This window comes from Cupriavidus basilensis OR16, from assembly GCF_000243095.1.
Classification (GTDB): domain Bacteria; phylum Pseudomonadota; class Gammaproteobacteria; order Burkholderiales; family Burkholderiaceae; genus Cupriavidus; species Cupriavidus basilensis_D.
This window is the reverse complement of the sequence record NZ_AHJE01000002.1, coordinates 69,284-86,543: the sequence shown is the minus strand read 5'-3', so window position 1 is coordinate 86,543 and position 17,260 is coordinate 69,284. Positions and strand designations below refer to the sequence as shown.

General features: G+C 66.6%; 17 protein-coding genes and 1 pseudogene. 2 read left to right on the top strand and 16 right to left on the bottom strand.

The window, feature by feature from the left end:
* A partial coding sequence (locus OR16_RS45095) for a glycosyltransferase (RefSeq protein ID WP_006156081.1) occupies positions 1-292 on the bottom strand: 292 nt, incomplete at its 3' end.
* Between the two features lie 512 nt (positions 293-804).
* Here OR16_RS45095 and OR16_RS00865 point away from each other — a divergent pair.
* The gene (locus tag OR16_RS00865) at positions 805-1,770 is read left to right on the top strand and encodes a hypothetical protein (RefSeq protein WP_006156080.1); all 966 of its coding nucleotides are present in this window, start codon (positions 805-807) and stop codon (positions 1,768-1,770) included.
* A gap of 33 nt (positions 1,771-1,803) precedes the next feature.
* Here the strand turns inward: OR16_RS00865 and alkB are convergent, their stop codons facing one another.
* From alkB to fliF, 7 genes are all read right to left on the bottom strand, one after another.
* Positions 1,804-2,457, bottom strand: coding sequence for a DNA oxidative demethylase AlkB (alkB, locus tag OR16_RS00860; RefSeq protein WP_006156079.1), 654 nt, complete (start codon positions 2,455-2,457; stop codon positions 1,804-1,806).
* A gap of 134 nt (positions 2,458-2,591) precedes the next feature.
* Positions 2,592-3,875, bottom strand: a complete 1,284-nt coding sequence (locus tag OR16_RS00855) for a flagellar hook-length control protein FliK (RefSeq protein WP_006156078.1) — start codon at positions 3,873-3,875, stop codon at positions 2,592-2,594.
* A gap of 26 nt (positions 3,876-3,901) precedes the next feature.
* Positions 3,902-4,357 carry a flagellar export protein FliJ gene (fliJ, locus tag OR16_RS00850; protein WP_043417896.1) on the bottom strand — a complete coding sequence of 152 codons (456 nt, stop codon included), beginning with the start codon at positions 4,355-4,357 and terminating at the stop codon, positions 3,902-3,904.
* On the bottom strand, positions 4,350-5,807 hold the full coding sequence (gene fliI, locus OR16_RS00845) for a flagellar protein export ATPase FliI (RefSeq protein ID WP_006156076.1): 1,458 nt from the start codon (positions 5,805-5,807) through the stop codon (positions 4,350-4,352). Before fliI ends, fliJ begins: the two co-directional genes overlap by 8 nt.
* On the bottom strand, positions 5,800-6,645 hold the full coding sequence (gene fliH, locus OR16_RS00840; protein WP_006156075.1) for a flagellar assembly protein FliH: 846 nt from the start codon (positions 6,643-6,645) through the stop codon (positions 5,800-5,802). Before fliH ends, fliI begins: the two co-directional genes overlap by 8 nt.
* Entirely contained in the window at positions 6,632-7,624 is a 993-nt protein-coding gene (gene fliG, locus OR16_RS00835; protein ID WP_006156074.1) for a flagellar motor switch protein FliG, read from the bottom strand. Before fliG ends, fliH begins: the two co-directional genes overlap by 14 nt.
* Positions 7,614-8,816 carry a flagellar basal-body MS-ring/collar protein FliF gene (gene fliF / locus OR16_RS00830; RefSeq protein WP_006156073.1) on the bottom strand — a complete coding sequence of 401 codons (1,203 nt, stop codon included), beginning with the start codon at positions 8,814-8,816 and terminating at the stop codon, positions 7,614-7,616. The genes fliG and fliF overlap by 11 nt, the downstream gene beginning before the upstream one ends.
* Positions 8,817-9,327: 511 nt before the next feature.
* Here fliF and fliE point away from each other — a divergent pair.
* The gene (gene fliE, locus OR16_RS00825; protein ID WP_006156072.1) at positions 9,328-9,648 is read left to right on the top strand and encodes a flagellar hook-basal body complex protein FliE; all 321 of its coding nucleotides are present in this window, start codon (positions 9,328-9,330) and stop codon (positions 9,646-9,648) included.
* Positions 9,649-9,777: 129 nt separating this feature from the next.
* Here fliE and OR16_RS40645 read toward each other — a convergent pair.
* From OR16_RS40645 to rfbF, 8 genes and pseudogenes are all read right to left on the bottom strand, one after another.
* Positions 9,778-9,915: pseudogene (locus tag OR16_RS40645) on the bottom strand (ABC transporter permease); the annotation flags it as partial.
* A gap of 34 nt (positions 9,916-9,949) precedes the next feature.
* Positions 9,950-10,768 (bottom strand): ABC transporter permease, encoded by an 819-nt coding sequence (locus OR16_RS00820; RefSeq protein ID WP_006156070.1) that lies wholly within the window; start codon positions 10,766-10,768, stop codon positions 9,950-9,952.
* A 410-nt stretch (positions 10,769-11,178) separates the two neighbouring features.
* Complete coding sequence (locus tag OR16_RS00815; protein WP_006156069.1) at positions 11,179-11,826, bottom strand: hypothetical protein; 648 nt, start codon at positions 11,824-11,826, stop codon at positions 11,179-11,181.
* Positions 11,823-12,470 (bottom strand): GNAT family N-acetyltransferase, encoded by a 648-nt coding sequence (locus OR16_RS00810; protein WP_006156068.1) that lies wholly within the window; start codon positions 12,468-12,470, stop codon positions 11,823-11,825. Before OR16_RS00810 ends, OR16_RS00815 begins: the two co-directional genes overlap by 4 nt.
* 1 nt (position 12,471) lies before the next feature.
* Positions 12,472-13,602, bottom strand: coding sequence for a DegT/DnrJ/EryC1/StrS family aminotransferase (locus tag OR16_RS00805; RefSeq protein WP_006156067.1), 1,131 nt, complete (start codon positions 13,600-13,602; stop codon positions 12,472-12,474).
* Positions 13,599-15,326: a dTDP-4-dehydrorhamnose 3,5-epimerase gene (gene rfbC / locus OR16_RS00800; RefSeq protein WP_006156066.1), complete on the bottom strand. Its 1,728-nt coding sequence runs from the start codon at positions 15,324-15,326 to the stop codon at positions 13,599-13,601. The genes OR16_RS00805 and rfbC overlap by 4 nt, the downstream gene beginning before the upstream one ends.
* The gene (gene rfbG, locus OR16_RS00795; RefSeq protein ID WP_006156065.1) at positions 15,323-16,387 is read right to left on the bottom strand and encodes a CDP-glucose 4,6-dehydratase; all 1,065 of its coding nucleotides are present in this window, start codon (positions 16,385-16,387) and stop codon (positions 15,323-15,325) included. The genes rfbC and rfbG overlap by 4 nt, the downstream gene beginning before the upstream one ends.
* Positions 16,387-17,160 (bottom strand): glucose-1-phosphate cytidylyltransferase, encoded by a 774-nt coding sequence (rfbF, locus tag OR16_RS00790; RefSeq protein WP_006156064.1) that lies wholly within the window; start codon positions 17,158-17,160, stop codon positions 16,387-16,389. The genes rfbG and rfbF overlap by 1 nt, the downstream gene beginning before the upstream one ends.
* Positions 17,161-17,260 lie beyond the last annotated feature (100 nt).

The following is a 17,260-nucleotide window of genomic DNA, read 5'->3' as shown; positions in this document are numbered from 1 at the left end:
TTTCGTCGGCATCGATGAACAGCACGTAGTCATCGGCACGGGCATGGCCCTCGCTACACGCGCGGGCCAGCGCCAGCGCTTCGTTGCGGTTGTGCGCGAAATCGATCCAGGGGCGCTCATGCAACGTGCCAGGCAGCTTCCCCATCACCTCGCGCACCAGCGCCTGGGTGCCGTCGGTGGAGCCGGTGTCGACGATCACCCAGCGGTCGATCCATGGCTTGACGGACGCGAGGCAGCGGGCGATCACCGGGGCCTCGTTCTTCACGATCATGTTCAGGCAGATGCGCGTCAATTCGGGTTTCCTGTGATCCTGGGGGCGGGGGCGCCGCCGCGGGCGAATGATCGGCCAGGCGCCTGGGCGAGCCCAAGAATAGCGGAAAACAAGGTGGGGGAACACTGAGCGGCAGGGCGCATGGCGGTGCGTGCGGGTGCTGCCGGAACGCCGGGACATGAGGTAAGGTGTAAGCACTGCCATCCGGACCATCCGGCCCAACCTCCGGGCTACGCCATCGCCATGGGTTTCTTCGATTCGCTTTTCCTGCGCAAGCCGCCGCCGGATCGTTTCGCGGCGTTGTTCATTGCCGCGGCCAGGCGCCAGGGGTTTGCCGGTCGCCTCGATTTCAACGCCGAAGAGTTCCGCCTGGAGCACGGGCGCAACGCCTTTTTCAACCTCCCCTCCACAATGCCTACCGGGCGTATTGCGAGGCGCCTGGCGCGCAGCGCGACAAGGCGCTGCATGGCTTCGTGGCCACCTTGTGTTCCAGCGGGCAGGCCACGCCGGCCTTGCTGTCCGAGGCTGGGCCCATGCTCCGCCCGCTGATCCGCAGCCGCTCGCTGATCGATGAGATCCGGCTGCACCACTTGCGCACGGAGGGCGATGCCTCGACGTTCGATGTGGCCTACCTGCCCTTTGGCGAAGACTGCGTGATCCTGCTGGCGGTGGACTACCCCGAGACCACGTCGACCTTGCTCAACGGCCCGTCCGTCTCCTGGCAACTGACGCTGGAGCAGGCCCTGCGGATCGCCGGCGACAACCTTCGCGACCACACCGCCGAGGCGTTCGTGCCGGTTGCGCAGGGCGTCTACCAAGGCGCCTGGCGCGACGGCTATGAGGCCAGCCGCGCCCTGCTGCCGGATGTGCTGGAGCGGGTGCCGGTGCGCGGCCGCCCGGTGTTCATGATGCCCACCCGCGAGGTGCTGCTGGTGACGGGCGACCAGGACGCCGCCGGGCAGTTGCGGATGGCGGAGCTCAGCCTGCAGGCGTCCCGCCAGGGCCGCACGATTTCGCCTGCCATGTTCTGCTACCAGCCCGGCGGCGTGGCGCACGCCGTGCCCACGGGGAACGAGGTATCGCATTTCGCGCCGGCCAGCGAGGAGGCGGCACGGCACCTCGCCCATCTGGCGCGGCTGTACCGCAAGGAAGAATACGACACGCAAAAGGCCGCGCTGGACCGCCTGAACCAGCGCGACGGCGCCGATGTCTTCCTGGCCAGCTACCTGCTCTATGGCCATCAGGATGATCCGCTGAGCTCGTTTTCGCTCACCACCTGGACGCGCGGCGTGGATACCTCGCTGCCGTGCGCGGACCGCATCGCCCTGGTGCGGCCCGATGCCGACGATGCCCTGGGGCGCACCCGCGTGGTGGGCTGGCAGCAGGCGCTGGCGCTGCTGGGCGACTTGCTGGAGGAAGAGGCGCAATATCCCGCCAGGTACCGCGTCAAGGCGTTTCCCGACGATGGCCGGCTGGCGTTGCTCGACGAGATCGGCTGACGCGCGCCGCGCCAATGCGCGCCTGGCGTCCCGCTAGCGCGTCTTGCGCAAGGTCAGGTTGATCCGCTCGCGCCCCACCAGCGCGTGATCGCCGTCGGCCAGCGGCGCAATGCCGTGGAACGCCAGCCTGGCTGGGCCGCCCCATACCACCACATCGCCGTGCGCCAGCCGCACGCGCTGCACACGCTCGGCGCGCTTGAGGCCGCCGAACAGGAACACGGCCGGCAGGCCGAGCGATACCGAGACGATGGGCGCGCGCAGGTCGAGTTCGTCGCGGTCCTGGTGCAGGGAGAGGCGGGTGCCCGGCGCATAGCGGTTGAGCAGGCACGCGTCCGGCTTGAAGTCGGCAAAGCCGGCCGTGGCGGCCGCATCGCGCGCCAGCGCCAGGAAGGCATCCGGCATGGCTGGCCAGGGCTGGCCACTGAGGGGATCGGCCGCTTCGTAGCGGTAGCCCGTGACATCCGAGACCCAGCCAAACGGCCCGCAGTTGGTCATGGCCACCGACATGCGCAGGCCGCCCGGGGTGATCAGGTGGCGCCACGGCGCCTGCGCGGCGATGTCGCGCACGTGATCCAGCAGGGTTGGCGCATGCTCGCGCGCGAAGCCGCGCAGCACTACCGCGCCGGGCACGATGGGCTCGGCGTGGGGGGCGTCTTGCGGGAGGGAGTCGAACAGGTCGAAGGTCATGGCGTCTTGGCGGGCGGGGCGCGCCAGCCCTGGGGGCTGCGGCCCTGCTCTAAAACGACATGGTAAGCGCGAATGCGCGGGGCTGCGTGGAAAGCCCGGGTGTGTGCGCCCGGGCGTCCCTCCCGCCCGGCCGGTCAGGCGAAGGTGTCGACTTCGCCGCGTGCCAGGGTACGTGCCACAGGTGCCGTGGGGCCGGCATTGACCGGGGCTGCCGGCATGCCTGCCAGCGTGCCGAAGCCGTTCTGCGCATTGCCCGGCTGGCGTTGCTGCTGCTGGCCGTTGCCAGCCTGGCCGGCAAAGCTGTCGGCGCCCACCGAGGTCTGGCCCAGCTGGATGCCGCTGTCGGCCAGCGCGGTGCGCAGTTGCGGCAGCGCGGCTTCGACCGCGGCGCGCACGGCGGCGTGGGGCGAGACGAACTGGGCCTGGGCCTGGTCGTTGACGACGTTGAGCACAACCTTGAGCGGGCCGAGGTCGGGCGGGTTGAGCTGCAGCTCGGCGGTGTGGTTGCCCTGGGTCGACAGGCGCACCATCTGCTGTCCGAGCGCTTGCGGCCATTGGCCATCGCCCACCGGCGGCGCGATCGGCAGCGAGGTGGTCGGCGACAGGCCACCGGAGGTCGGTGCCTGGCTTGCGGCCAGGGTGCCGGCCGCCATCAGCGGCGTGACCGCTGCGGGCGTGGCGTCGGTGCTGGCCGGCTCGGCGGCACGCATGGCTGCCGCCAGTTGCATCGGGTCCGGGGTTGCCTTGGCCGCGTCAGCGGCAGGGGCAGCAGGCTTGTCCGTGCTTGCGGCCTGGGTGCTGGCCGTTGCCTGCGTGACCGGCTGCAGCGCGGCGCGCTGGGAGGCGATGGTGGCCAGCGTATCGGCGGCGGCCGAGCCGGCCGGAGCGGCAGCGTCGACGGTGGCAGCCGCAGCGCCCGTGGCGGTGGCCAGGGCCGGATCCTTCAAACCGGCTTGCGCGCCCAGGGCGGCAGTGCCAGGCAGTCCGGCCGAGCCCGGTAGCGTGCCGTTGGCTGCCAGCGCGGCAGGCAGCGCCGGCTGGGCAGGCTGCGGCGCCAGCAGGGCGGCCAACGCGGCGGCGGCGGACTGGGCGGCGGGATCCGCAGCCTGGTCCTGGGACTGCTCATCATCCTTGTCCTGGCGGCGCGGCGGCTTGGCCGCTACCGTGCCGGCCTGCGCGCCTGGCGCGGTGGCGTTGCCGTTCTGGCCGCTGGCGTCGTTGCGCGCCGGCGCGCTGTTGATGTTGGCGTTGGTGCTGGTGCTGGTGCTGGTGTTGCTGCTGGAGCGGTCGTCGTTGCGGGCGCGCGCCAGCGCATCGCCGAACCCTTGCGACTTCGCATCGGCATTGCTGGTGTTGCTGGCGCTGCGCGAAGAGGCGGCCGTGGCGGCATTGCTGACAATCTGGCTGATATCGATCATGTTCGGGTTCGGTCTGGCTGGGCGGCTTAGCGGTGGCGGCCTGCGACTTGCAGGCGGGCGGCGCGGGCTGCGTATTCGTCGGTGTCGCGTTGTTCGCGACGCGTGCTGGCTTGCTGCTCGCGCGTTTGCGCGCGGGTAATGAGGGTGTCGAAGGAACTCTGGCGGCGTTTTTGCTGCTGCCAGTTGGCGCGGCCGGCCAGCAACTGCGCCTCGGCCCGGGCCAGCGATTCGGTCTGCTGGCGGATGGCGGTGTCGAGCGAGGCCAGGAACTGCGCAAAGTCCTGCCAGCGCGTGGAGGTCATGCCGTCCTGCGCGATGGCCTGCATGCGCTCGCGGTATTCCTGCCGGTACTGCGTGAGCGCGGCCAGTTGCTGCTCCGCCTGGTTGCGCAGGCCTTGCAGCCGGCCCAGCTCGCGCGCGGCGGCATCCGTATCGTTCTGGGCCAGGTCGGCCAAGGTGTTCAATGCAGATGGCTTAGTCATGTTCACTCCGGTGGAAGAGACTATGCAACTGGCCGATCGAGGCGTCGTAGCCGGCGCGCTCATGGATATCTTGCTGCAGGAAGCTTTCCATCTGCGGATGCAGGTGGATGGCCAGATCCAGTTCCGGATCGTTGCCCGGCACATATGCGCCCACGCTGATCAGGTCGCGGTTGCGCTGGTAGCGCGACATCAATTGCTTGAAGCGCCGCACCGAGGCGAACTGTGGCTGGTCGATCAGCGCCGTCATGGCACGGCTGATCGAGGCTTCCACGTCGATGGCGGGGTAGTGGCCGGATTCCGCCAGGCTACGCGAGAGCACGATGTGGCCGTCCAGGATGGCGCGCGCGGAATCCGCGATCGGGTCCTGCTGGTCGTCGCCTTCGGTCAGCACGGTGTAGAAGGCCGTGATCGAGCCACCGCCTTCGGCGCCGTTGCCGGCACGCTCCACCAGCGTGGGGAGCTTGGCAAACACGGAGGGCGGATAGCCTTTGGTGGCGGGCGGCTCGCCGATGGCCAGGGCGATCTCGCGCTGGGCCATGGCGTAGCGCGTGAGCGAGTCCATGATCAGCAGCACGTGGCGGCCCTGGTCGCGGAAATACTCGGCCAGGCGCGTGGCATAGGAGGCGCCCTGCATGCGCAGCAGCGGCGAGGTGTCGGCCGGTGCCGCCACCACCACGGAGCGCGCGCGCCCTTCCGGGCCCAGGATGTTCTCGATGAAATCCTTCACTTCGCGGCCGCGCTCGCCGATCAGGCCGACCACGATCACTTCCGCGCTGGTGTAGCGCGCCATCATGCCCAGCAACACGCTCTTGCCCACGCCGGAGCCGGCGAACAGGCCCATGCGCTGGCCGCGGCCGACTGTCAGCATGCCGTTGATGGCACGCACGCCTACGTCAAGCACGGTCTCGATGGGCGCGCGCGACAGCGGGTTGATCTGGGTGCCGCCGAGCGTGACCTCGGTGGCGGCGGTGATGGGACCCAGGCCGTCGAGCGGACGTCCGGCGGCATCGAGCACGCGCCCAAGCAGGCCTTCGCCCACCGGCAGGCGCTTCGAGCCCGGCTCGCGCGGGGTGGTATCGCCACTGGGCAGCGGCGTGGGTTCGAGCGGATAGACGCGCGCGCCTGGCACCAGGCCCACCACGTCCGATTGCGGCATCAGGTAGAGCCGGTCGGCGCCAAAGCCGACCACTTCCGCCTCGGCCAGGCGCGGGCCGGTGTGCTTGCCATGCAACTGGCCACCCGGCAGCTCGATCAGGCAATCGCTGCCCACCGGCAGGCGCAGGCCCACGGCTTCCAGCACCAGGCCGGCGGCCCGGGTCAAGCGGCCGCAGCTGCGCTTGCTGTCGATCTCGGCAATGCCGGCCGAGGCCGCGGTAAGCGCATCGCGCCAGCGCTGGCCATGCAGGCCGGCGGTGAAATCCGTTGAGGTATTGGCCGAGGCATCAGGCATGCGGTGGCTCCCATGGGTCGTCGCGGCCGAGCGCCTTGACCACGCGGCTCCAGCGCGTGGACAGCGTGGCATCGAGCTCGCCGCTGGCGGCGCTCGCCACGCAGCCACCGCGCGCGATGCCCGGGTCGGCGCGCACGCTCCAGCCGGCGGCTTGCAGCTCGCCGCTCAGGTGGGTTTCGACCAGCGTGACATCTTCGGGGTTGAGCAGCAGGCAGGGCGAGCCGGACAGCGCCGGCTCGGCCGCGAGCAGTTCACGCACCGCCGGCAGCAACACGGCGGGGTCGGCCTGCACGGCTTGCTGCACCAGTTGGCGCGCTACATCCAGCGCCAGTGAAATCAGGGTCTGGGCCACTTCCTCGTCGACGCGGCCAAGCGCGTGGCTGAAGGTCGCGGCCAGTTGCTGCAGGTGGGCGGCTTCGGTGCGCGCCCCTTCCAGGCCGCGCGCATAGCCTTCGCGGTGGCCGTCGCCGTAGCCCTGGGTCTGGCCCTGGGTATAGCCTTGGGCGTAGCCTTCCTTGCGCGCGCCTTCGCGCATGGCGTCGAGCGCGGCAAAGTCGATCGGCGGCGGCGCGGGCTCCAGCGGCATGAACTCTGCCGCAGCGGGCGCGGCCTTGCGCGGGTCCAGCGAGACCATCTGCCAGCGTTGCCAGCCGTTTTTCTGCGGGGCGCGGCCCGCCGGCGCGGCGAAGCTTTCGAAGCCAGCCTGCCGCTGCGCGCCGCGGTTGCCCGCTGCGCGGCCGTCGCCGGCATCGCCAGGATGGTCGCTGCGACCATCGACAAGATCGCTGTCCGAGGCAAGGCCCCGGAACTGGCGCAGGGCACGTTCAGACGTAGGCATCGTCGCCACCACCGATTACAACTTCGCCGGCTTCGGCCAGGCGTCGCACCACCTGGAGGATGTTCTTCTGCTCGGCCTCGACTTGCGAGACCCGTACCGGGCCCAGCGCTTCAAGGTCTTCGCGCAGCATTTCGCCGGCGCGGGTCGACATGTTGCGGATGAACTTGTCGCGCAACTCCACCGGCGCACCCTTGAGCGCGACGATGAGCGATTCGGTGGCCACTTCCTTGAGCACGCGCTGGATGCCGCGATCGTCGACTTCCATCAGGTTCTCGAACAGGAACATCTCGTCGATGATCTTCTGCGCGAGGTCGCCGTCGTGCAGGCGCACGCCTTCGATCACCGCTTCTTCGTGGGCCGTGCTCATCAGGTTGATGATCTCGGCCGCGGTACGCACGCCGCCCATGCGGCTGCGCTTGAGGCTCTGGCCCGCCAGCAGCTTGGTCAGCACGTCGGTCAGTTCCTGCAGGGCGCCAGGCTGCACGCCGCCGAAGGTGGCGATACGCAGGATCACGTCCTGGCGCAGGCGCTCCGTGAACATGGAAATGATCTCGGACGACTTCTGCCGCTCCAGGTGGATCAGGATGGTGGCGATGATCTGCGGGTGTTCGTCTCGGATCAGTTCTGCCACCGAGGTGGAATCCATCCAATTCAGCGAATCGATGCCGGCGCCCGGGTCGCGGGATTCGAGGATGTCCTCGATCACCGATTCCGCACGCTCCTCGCCCAGCGCCTTGTTCAGCACGCTGCGGATAAAGGCGCTCGAGTCCACGTTCAGCGCGAGGTACTGCTCGGTCTCCGCGCGGAACTCGGCCAGCACGGCGGACATCTGCTCGCGCGTTACCGAGTTGAGCGTGGCCATGGCAGAGCCCAGGCTCTGCACTTCGCGGGGGCCAAGGTGCTTGAATACTTCAGCTGCGGCGTCTTCACCGAGCGACATCATCAGGATGGCGCTCTTCTGCAATCCTTCATCGGTCATCGCTAGCCATCCAGTTTTTGATCACACTAGCAACCAGGCGCGGGTCGCGCTGCGCGGCGTCACGCACCAGGGCGAGATCGCTTTCATATTTAGCGGCAAGCCGCAGGACTTCCGGATTGGCCGGCTCTTCAGGCGGCAGCAATATGGCTTCGTTGTCGGAAGACTTCTCCTGTGGTGGCGGCAGCGGCGGCGCGGTGTACTTGCGCAGCACCGGGCGCGCTACCTTGAACCACACGAACAGCGCCAGCAGTGCCAGCAGCAGGTAGCCGGCGCCGGTCTTGGCCAGGGCGATCATGTCGGGCTGCTTCCACAGCGGCAGTTCCGGCTTGATGTCGGTGTCCACGGTGAACGGGCTGTTGACCACGTTGAGCGAGTCGCCCCGGTCGGCCGAGAAGCCCATGGCTTCCTTGGTCAGGTTCTCGATCTGGGCGAGCTGCGCGGCGGGCAGGGCTTCGGACACCATCTTGCCGTTGGCGCCGGCCTTCTGGCGGTAGTTGACCACCACGGCCACCGACAGGCGCTTCACGCCGCCCGGCGCCTGCTGCACATGGCGCACGGTACGGTCGAGCTCGTAGTTGGTGGTGGAGTCGTGGCGGTTGCTGCTCGGGCCGGACTGGGCCGTGGCGGTAGCGCCGCCCTGGGCCTGGCCGGCCTGGCCTTGCTGGCCGGGCTGCTGCCCGGGCTGGTTCGGCTGGCGTTCGCGCACGAACAGCGTCGGCTTGGGAATGGCCAGGTGCACGCGCGCCGACTGCACCGCGGCGATCGATTCGATCGAGCGGGCCAGCTCGCCTTCCAGGCCGCGCTGGTAGTTGACCTGTTCGGCAAACTGGCTGATGCCGAACTTCTGCGTATCCATCAGCTCCATGCCGGTGGTGCCGCTCTTGGGCAAGCCCTGCGAAGCCAGGCGCAGCCGGGTTTCATGGACCTTCTCGGAAGGCACCATCACCGCACCGCCGCCTTCGGCGAACTTGTACGGCACATTCATCTGCTGCAGGGAGGCGATGACGGCACCGCCGTCGCGCTCGGACAGATTGCTGTAGAGCACCTTGTAGTCCGGCGCACGCGACCAAAGCACACCCACCGCGATGGCCGCGGCGAGGGCCGCGCCGCCCAGCATCATGGGCAGGCGCGGATTGGTCTTGATACGCTCGAACAGCTCGGACTTGTTCGACAGGGCTGCCACGGCGTTCATGCGCGCGCCCCCGTCACGGCCGGGCCGGCATGGGTCAGGATCGGCTGGGCCGGATGGCGGGCGCCGCTCTGGCTGCCCTGTCCACCCCGGCTGGCCTGGCTAACCCTGGCTTCGGCATGGCTAAGATCACGCTGCTGACAAAACACGCGTACTCCCCGCGATAGTTGATGAGATTCGGGTCCGGACCGGGCGCGCAACGGAGCGCGGCATCCCAGATTCGGCACGGTATCGATCATCATCGAAGGCGGGTGCCGACAATCCGGCGAATAGGCCTCGTTTTCCACCCGAATTCCCGCAATGGCCCAGGGGATGCCGCAGGTACGCTTCGGGGGCTGGCACAGGCGGCGCGCGCAGATGCGGTATTTGTGGCATAGGCGGCGCATGTTGCCAGGTTTGCCGGCAGCGGCCCGGGCGGGTGCCCGGCGCAACCCTTTATGACTCATTTTCGAACCGGCTTCCCCCGGGGCGGGCTTCGGCTGGCCAGGGCGGGGCGGGTTCCAAGCGGATCGCCATGACTACCATCTCTTCCATCGACGGCATGTTGCAGCAACTGCGCGGGCTGGCCCAGAGCGCCACCGGGCAGGAAAGCCAGGCTTCCGCCGTGTCTTCCGGCGGCTTTGCCGGCGAACTCCAGCGCTCGCTGGCACGGATCAGCAGCGTGCAGGAGAAGGCCTATGGCCAGGCGGACGCGTTTGAACTCGGCAAGCCGGGCGTGTCGCTCAACGATGTGATGATCGATATGCAGAAGGCTAACGTTTCGTTTCAGACCGGGGTGCAGGTTCGGAACCGGTTGACGGCGGCTTATCAGGAAATGATGAGCATGACGGTTTGAGGTGGTTGGGTTTTGGCTTTGGTGGCTTGGGGTAAGGGCAACTGCAGCTGCTTAGCTGCAACTGCAGCTGCTTAACTGCTCAACTGCAACTGCTTAACTTCAAAATCAACTGCAGTTTCACCACCCCTAGCCCAGCGACAGGAAGATGGTGTTGCGGTAGAACGCCCACACCTCCACCAGCCAGCGCGTGGTGAGGCCGCTGGACACGCCGACAAAGATGTTGTTGGTAAGGCCGGCGAGCACGGACAGCACCACGGGCACCACCATGAACAGGCACACCAAGATGTCATCATGGGCAGCCTCAAGCAGTAGCGGCGACGGCGTCGCCCGAGAACCAGCGCGCCACCGCCAGCAAGGCCCAGGTGACCGTGCCGAGCAGCACGGACAGCGCGGCGGCCATGCCGAAGTTGGCGTAGTTGGTGAACTCGTTGTAGATGGTGAGGGGCAGCACGTCGAGCTGCGTCGCCAGCGTGAAGGCGGTGCCGAAGGCGCCCATGCTGGTGGCAAAGCAGATCGCGCCGCTGGAAATCATGGCCGGCATCAGCGCGGGCAGCATCACGTCGCGCACCACGCGCCAGCGGCCCGCGCCGAGCGAGCGGGCGGCTTCTTCCAGCGATGCGTCGAGCTTGGCAACGGCTGCCATCACCGTCAGGATCACGCGCGGGATGGAGAAGTACAGGTAGCCGACGAACAGGCCGGCCAGACCGTAGGCAAAGGTCCAGCGATCGCCCACCAGCCAGTCGCTCACCATGGCAAGCAAGCCGTTGCGTCCGCCCAGCATGATGACCATGAAGCCGATGACCACGCCGGGGAAGGCGAGCGGGAACGTCAGCATGGCGACCAGCAGCGCCTTTCCGGGCACGGCGTTGCGCTCCAGGAACGTGCCGGTGATGCCTGCGATGATCAGGGTGGTCAGCGTGACCGATGCCGATAGCAGTACCGTGACCATCAGGCTGTGCAGATAGCGCTGGCTTGAGATGACGGTCCAGTAGACGCTCGCGCCTTTTTCACCCGTGATGCTGATCGCCAGCAGCTTTGCCATCGGCAGGCAGAAGAAGGCGAAGAAGACGATCAGGGCCGGGAGGGCGAAGAGGAGGAGTGGGGGGCTTCGTTTAGGCATGATGGGTTGCTTGTTCCCCGGGGGGGGGGTGAAGATCGGCTTCAAAGTCGGCTGTTTAGGTTCCAGGGTGACTGCAGTTGCTTAGCTTCAAGGGCAACTGCAACTGCAACTGCAGTTTCACCACGCCTGCGGCGCGGCGACCTACTTTTTGTTCTTGCCAAAAAGTAAGGCAAAAAGGGCGCCCCATACGGCCTTGGCACACCTCCTCGGCTCGCTTCGCATCGCGTTGGGGTGTGGCTCGCCCTTCGGGCGCTTCACACGGCTACACCAATCGGTTGATTTTGCCGATGGTTGGCTCCCCTCTCCCACTTGTGGGAGAGGGGCTGGGGGAGAGGGCGGGCGCTGGCCATGCCGCGATGCCTTCGTTATCGATTCCGATCCTTACGGCTCGGGCCAGCGGCCCCGGGGACTTATAGCCGGAAATACTCTTCCGCCGCCGGTTCATGTGCTGGCTTGCAAACCAGATCCCCTGCATTTCCCGCATAAACCAGGCAATCTCCCGGCGTATCCCGGTTGATCACGCTGACGCCCTGCGCAATCACCGACCCATTGGCCACATGGCTGCGGCCGATGATGGCGGTATTGGGATACATCACCACGCCGTCGCCGATCACCGGGGCGGCGCCGTGGTTCTTGCCTACCGTGGAATTCTGGTACAGCACCAGGTAGTTGCCATAAGTGGCCTTTGCCAGCACGATGCCGACCGAGTGCCCGATCAGGAAGACTTCGGGCATGAGCACCTCGTAGAAGAGGTCCATCGCGTTGAGCGCCTTGTTCAGGCAGAACAGTTTGGTGCACGCGCGCAGGTCGCCGCCATCGCGCCAGATCGAGTTGGACAGATAGTAGAGAAAGGTGGCGTACTGGCTGGAGTGCAGATAATCGAATTCACCTGGTCGCCACATCCGGACCGCGTCGACGCAACGGCCGGTCCTGGCGAGTGCCTCGTCCAGATAGCGTTCGAGCGCGGTCCGGTGATCCGCGCCATCCGGAAAAAAGCTGGCCAGCTGTGCTTGCACATAGCTGACCAGTCCGGCCCGGTCGGTGCCGATGAGCTTCATGCCTGCTTGCGGTAGTTCATGTAGACCAGGGCGGCTTGCGGATCCTGCACGGCAGGGTCCTCGTACCAGCGCACCATGTCTTGCGATCTCTCCACATTCAGGGGGACTCGCTTTTCCTCGACGAAGCCGACCTTGCGATAGAACTCCAGCGCGCTATTGTCGGATCGTACCCTGACCGCGAGGTGGCGCAGGCCGAGCTGGTGCTCGGCCCAGTCCAGCATCGTGCGCAGGGCTTCCTTCATCAGCCCGCGCGGCGAGGCGCCACCGCTGACGATGGCATCCGCTTCACCGTAACTGGCGTCCCAGTCGATGAAATCGATGCCGACATGGCCAAGCGGCGTCCCGTCAAGGCTCTCCACCATGAATAGAAGCTTCGAGGGGTTGGCGTGCACGTAGTCCACCAGCCACTGCTCGGTGCGTTTGGCATGCGCGGCGAACTCGGTCAGGAAGGACTTCACATGGCGATTGCGCCATTCGCTGAGCAATTCCAGGTCGGTCTGCGCGATGCAGCCGGGCCGGGTCGGGATGGGCCGCAATACGGCCACGACCGGCCGGCCGACCGGGATGACCACGCCCACCTGGCTCGTTGCGGCGCTGGCCTTGATGCTGGCGATCAGCTCTTTGCCGGAGATGCGCGTGTCCATATCAGCCCATCACTTTGTCAAAATAGCTGCGCACCTTGGCGGCCACTTCGCGCACGATCGCCAGATCCATCTTGGAGTACAGCGGCAGCGACAGGATTTCCTTGCCGACACTGTTGGTGACCGACAGGTCGCCCGCCTTGCAGTCCTTCCACAGAGTGAACCAGTGGCCCGGTTGCCAGTGGATGCCGGTGTCAACGCCGTTCTCCTTGAGGTACGCGCGCAGATCGTCGCGATGGCCTTCGGGGACGCGGATGTAGTACAGGAACGGGTTCACATCTTCGAACTTCGACTTCGGCGTGCGCACCATGGGAACATCGGCCAGCAGGCGGCTGTACTCCACGCAGGCATCGCGGCGCGTTTTCGCGATGGTGCCGATCTTGCGCAACTGCGCCAGGCCGACGGCGGCATGCATATTGATCATGTGATAGCGATAGCCGACACGCTCCACATCGAAGGTCCAGGCACGCTGGTTCTTGTACATCACGGCCGCGGGCTGTTGCATGCCGAGCAGGCGCAGCTCATGCACCAGCTTCAGGTCTTCGGGCGTGCTGACCACGATGGTGCCGCCGTCCAGGCAGGTCACGGTCTTCACCGGATCATGGCTGAACACGCAGATATCGGAGAAGCTGCCGACCGGCTTGCCCTTGTACTTGGAGCCAAAGGAGTGCGCCGCATCGTGAATGACGCGCAGCTTGTGGCGCTTGGCGAACGCGGCCACTTCGTCGTGGTCGCACAGCAGGCAGTCGTAGTCCATCACGATGATGGCCTTGGTGCGCTCGGTGACCAGCTCCTCGGCGCGCTTGAGGTCGATGCACAGCGTGTCGTCCTCGCAGTCGCAGAACACGATCTCGGCGCCCACCTGCGTAATGACCTGGAAGTCCGCAGAGCAGTTGAACGACGAAACGATGACCTCGTCGCCCGGGCCCACGCCGGCCACGAGCAGCGCCACGTGCAGGCCGGCCGTGCCGGTGCTGACGGCGGCCACGTATTTGTCTTCGGCGCCGATCAGCTTCTTGACTTCTTCCTCGAACGCGGACACATAGCTGCCCATGCCGAGCCAGCCCAGCTCAAGGGCTTCGCGGCTCGCCTGGATTTCTTCTTCTTCGATCAGCGGTTTGAACATCGGAATCATGTCGGGTCTCCTGCGTTGGGTTGGTGTTGCCACAATGGATGTTGTTGGTCGCGTGGAGAGAGGATGGGATCCTCCAGCGGCCAGGAAATATCGAAAGCGGGATCGTTCCAGCGTACGCCCGCCGCGTGGGCGGCAGAGTAGGGGGCGGACATCTGGTAGAACATCTCGGTGTCGTCGCAAAGGGTCTGGAAGCCGTGCGCCACGCCTTGCGGCACATAGAGCATGGCGGCGTTGTCGCTGCTGAGCTCAAACGCCTGCCACTTGCCGAAGCCCGGCGTGCCTTCGCGAAGGTCCAGCAGCACGTCATGCACCTTACCCCGGGTCACGCGGATCAGCTTGGCCTCCGCGTACGGTGCCGCCTGGTAGTGCATGCCACGCAGCGTTCCGCGCTGGCGGCTATAGGACACATTGCACTGGACCAGGCGCGCATCCAGGCCCTGCTCGCGAAACGCCTGCTCGCACCAGGTGCGGGCAAAATGGCCGCGGTCATCGCGCAGCTGCTCGGGCTCGACCAGGAATACGCCAGGCATGCGGGCGGCAACGAACTTCATAGGCTGCGCACCTCCGGGATCGGCACCAGGAAGCACGTAGTCGGGACGATCCGCGTCGATGGCTTCCGGCGCCAGCACCGGAATGCGCGAGCCTGGCAACAGCGTGCCTTGCTTGTGGGGATTCCGGTCCACGGTGTAGTCAATGAAATCGGTGCCGATGCCGCAATAGTTGAGCAAAGTGTTGCCCTTGGCCGGTGCGCCATAGCCGACCACGCGCTTGCCGGCGCGCCGCGCAGTCACGAGAAAATCAAGCAGGCTGCGCTTGGTGGCGCGCACCGCTTCCGCAAAGGCCGTGTAAGGCGCGAGCGTGGTCAGGCCGGCGGCCTGTTCCGCCGCCAGGCATTGGGCGACCTGCGCGGTGGCCGCGTGCGCGGCAGCCTGGTGGCAGACAAAGAGGCGCAGGCTGCCACCGTGGGTGGGCAGGGTCTGTACGTCGAACACGCGCAAGCCCGCGCGCGCAAACACCGGCAGCAACGCGCTTAGCGACAGGTAGGAGAAATGCTCGTGGTACAGCGTATCGAACTGCGTTTCGGCCATCAGGCGCAGCAGGTGCGGGAACTCGAGGGTGATCACCCCTTCAGCCTTGAGCACGCGAGGCATGCCGCCGACAAAGTCGTTGAGGTCAGGCACATGCGCCAGCACGTTGTTGCCAAGCAGGAGATCGACCTGCCAGCCCTCGTCGCGCAGCGACTGTGCGGTATCGTGGCCAAAGAACACTTCGCGGCTGGCGACACCGCGTTCGCGCGCGGCCGCGGCGGTGTTGCCCGTCGGCTCGATGCCCAGGCAATCGATGCCGGCCTGCACAAAGTACTGCAGCAGGTAGCCATCGTTGCTGGCGATCTCCATCACGCGGCTGTTCCCGCCCAGCGCGAAGCGCTTCGTCATGTCCTCGACGTAGCGGCGGGCATGCTCCAGCCAGGAGGCAGAGAACGAAGAGAAGTAGGCGTAGTCGTCGTGAAAGTGGGCCTCCGCCCCCGTCACATCGCTGAGCTGCACCAGCCAGCAGTGGTCGCAGACCAGCGCATGCAGCGGATAGAACATCTCGCCCTTGCCAGCGTCTTCGCGCTTGATGAAGGCGTTGGAGACCGGGGACAGTCCCAGATCGACGAAGGTGTGCACCAGCGGCGCGCCGCAGGCGCGGCAATTACCGTGGTTGGGTGCGGCGTCTGTCATGAGCAGAATCGATCCAGTTGTTGTTCGGAGAGCCTACGCGCCAGGTGTGGGTCGCGCTGGACCGTGCCATACCACTCGGCGGTAGCGGCCAGGGCCTCGTCAAGCGTCCAGCGCGGACGCCACGACAGCACTTGCCGGGCCTTGGCCGAATCGAGGTACAGGTAGCGGGCTTCATGCGGCGCTTGCTCTCGGGCGGCCTCGTCGACCTCCCATTGCAAGCCTGGCCAGTGCACCTGCAGACGCGTGAGGACCTCGGCCACAGGGAGGTTATCGGTAGCGGCGGGACCAAAGTTGAAGGCCTCGGCCAGTGCCTGTTCGCCTGCCCACAGGCGTTCGCCCAGCAGCAGGTATCCATGCAGCGACTCCAGCACATGCTGCCAGGGACGTGTGGCTTCCGGGCTGCGGATGCGCAGCGGCTGCGCTGTCGCGGCGGCGCGCGCGGCATCCGCGATCAGGCGATCCATCGACCAGTCGCCGCCGCCGATCACGTTGCCGGCACGCGCGGTCGCCACCAGTACGCCGCTCCTGGCCAGGAAGGCTTGCCGGTAGCTCGCCGCCACGAGCTCTGCGCCAGCCTTGCTGGCACTGTAGGGATCGTGGCCGCCAAGCGGGTCGGTCTCGCGGTAGCCCCACAGCCATTCTCGGTTTTCATAACTCTTGTCGGTGGTGACCACTACCACGGCGCGCACCGATGGGCAGGCCCTCACGGCCTCCAGCAGGTGCACGGTGCCCATCACATTGGTCGCCCACGTTTGCACCGGCTGATCGTAGCTGGCGCGCACCAGTGGTTGGGCGGCGAGGTGAAAGATGATCTCGGGCTGTGCCGCGTGCAGTGCCGCGGTCAAGGCAGCCTGGTCGCGGACATCGCCATGGTGGTGCGCGTGCATGCCCGCCTCGACATCGGCCAGGGTGAACAGTGCCGGGCTGGTGGCGCAGGGCAGGGCATAGCCGCTCACGCGCGCGCCCAGCCGGCTCAGCCACATCGCCATCCAGGAGCCTTTGAAACCGGTATGGCCCGTCAGGAAGACAGAGCGCCCGGTGTAGCAGGACAGTGCATGCATTACCAGCATTTCCAGGGAGCGGAGCCGGACTGCCACATTTCTTCCAGCTGGGTCTTTTCGCGCAGCGTGTCCATGGGCTGCCAGAATCCGGCGTGCTCAAAGGCCAGGAGATGCCCCAGGCGCGCCAGTTCCTTCATCGGCGCTTGTTCCCAGGGGGTCTGGTCGTCGGCGATCAGGTCCAGCACCTCGCGCTCGAGCACGAAGAAGCCCCCGTTGATCCAGCCGCCGTCGCCGCGTGGCTTCTCGGAAAAACCGGTGACCATGCCCTCATTGGTCCGCTCGAGCGCGCCATAGCGCCCGGGAGGCTGCACGGCGGCGACGGTTGCCCAGCGTCCGTGTTTGCGGTGGAAGGCGATCTCCGCGCTCAGGTCGATGCTGGAGACACCATCGCCGTACGTGAAGCAGAACGACTCACCAGGTGTGAGATAGTCGCGTACCCTGCGCAGCCGGCCGCCGGTTTGCGCATCTTCGCCGGTGTCGACCAGCGTGACCCGCCACGGCTCTGCTTTGCGGCAATGCACGTCCATGCGGTTCTCGGACATATCGAAGGTGACATCCGACATGTGCAGGAAGTAGTTGGCGAAGTACTCCTTGATGACGTAGCCCTTGTAGCCCAGGCAGATGACGAAATCATTGATGCCGTGCGCCGCGTACATCTTCATGATGTGCCACAAGATCGGCTTGCCGCCGATCTCGATCATCGGCTTGGGGCGCAGGTGCGACTCTTCGGAAATGCGGGTACCAAGCCCGCCCGCCAGGATGACGGCTTTCATGCGGCTTCCTCCAATACCTGGATGCCCAGGATTTCATGGTTGTTGGTTTTCCCTGGCGCTCGATCAAGGCGAGATCCAGGCCGAACTGCTGTTGCAGGAT

Coding starts and splice junctions, on each gene's coding strand:
- fliH (WP_006156075.1), bottom strand. CDS start 6,645: ATGCCTACGTCTGAACGTGCCCTGCGCCAGTTCCGGGGCCTTGCCTCG.
- OR16_RS00865 (WP_006156080.1), top strand. CDS start 805: ATGCTCCGCCCGCTGATCCGCAGCCGCTCGCTGATCGATGAGATCCGG.
- fliF (WP_006156073.1), bottom strand. CDS start 8,816: ATGAACGCCGTGGCAGCCCTGTCGAACAAGTCCGAGCTGTTCGAGCGT.
- OR16_RS00820 (WP_006156070.1), bottom strand. CDS start 10,768: ATGCCTAAACGAAGCCCCCCACTCCTCCTCTTCGCCCTCCCGGCCCTG.
- fliG (WP_006156074.1), bottom strand. CDS start 7,624: ATGACCGATGAAGGATTGCAGAAGAGCGCCATCCTGATGATGTCGCTC.
- OR16_RS00815 (WP_006156069.1), bottom strand. CDS start 11,826: ATGAAGCTCATCGGCACCGACCGGGCCGGACTGGTCAGCTATGTGCAA.
- OR16_RS00855 (WP_006156078.1), bottom strand. CDS start 3,875: ATGATCGATATCAGCCAGATTGTCAGCAATGCCGCCACGGCCGCCTCT.
- fliJ (WP_043417896.1), bottom strand. CDS start 4,357: ATGACTAAGCCATCTGCATTGAACACCTTGGCCGACCTGGCCCAGAAC.
- rfbG (WP_006156065.1), bottom strand. CDS start 16,387: ATGCATGCACTGTCCTGCTACACCGGGCGCTCTGTCTTCCTGACGGGC.
- fliE (WP_006156072.1), top strand. CDS start 9,328: ATGACTACCATCTCTTCCATCGACGGCATGTTGCAGCAACTGCGCGGG.
- rfbC (WP_006156066.1), bottom strand. CDS start 15,326: ATGACAGACGCCGCACCCAACCACGGTAATTGCCGCGCCTGCGGCGCG.
- OR16_RS00810 (WP_006156068.1), bottom strand. CDS start 12,470: ATGGACACGCGCATCTCCGGCAAAGAGCTGATCGCCAGCATCAAGGCC.
- fliI (WP_006156076.1), bottom strand. CDS start 5,807: ATGCCTGATGCCTCGGCCAATACCTCAACGGATTTCACCGCCGGCCTG.
- alkB (WP_006156079.1), bottom strand. CDS start 2,457: ATGACCTTCGACCTGTTCGACTCCCTCCCGCAAGACGCCCCCCACGCC.
- OR16_RS00805 (WP_006156067.1), bottom strand. CDS start 13,602: ATGATTCCGATGTTCAAACCGCTGATCGAAGAAGAAGAAATCCAGGCG.
- rfbF (WP_006156064.1), bottom strand. CDS start 17,160: ATGAAAGCCGTCATCCTGGCGGGCGGGCTTGGTACCCGCATTTCCGAA.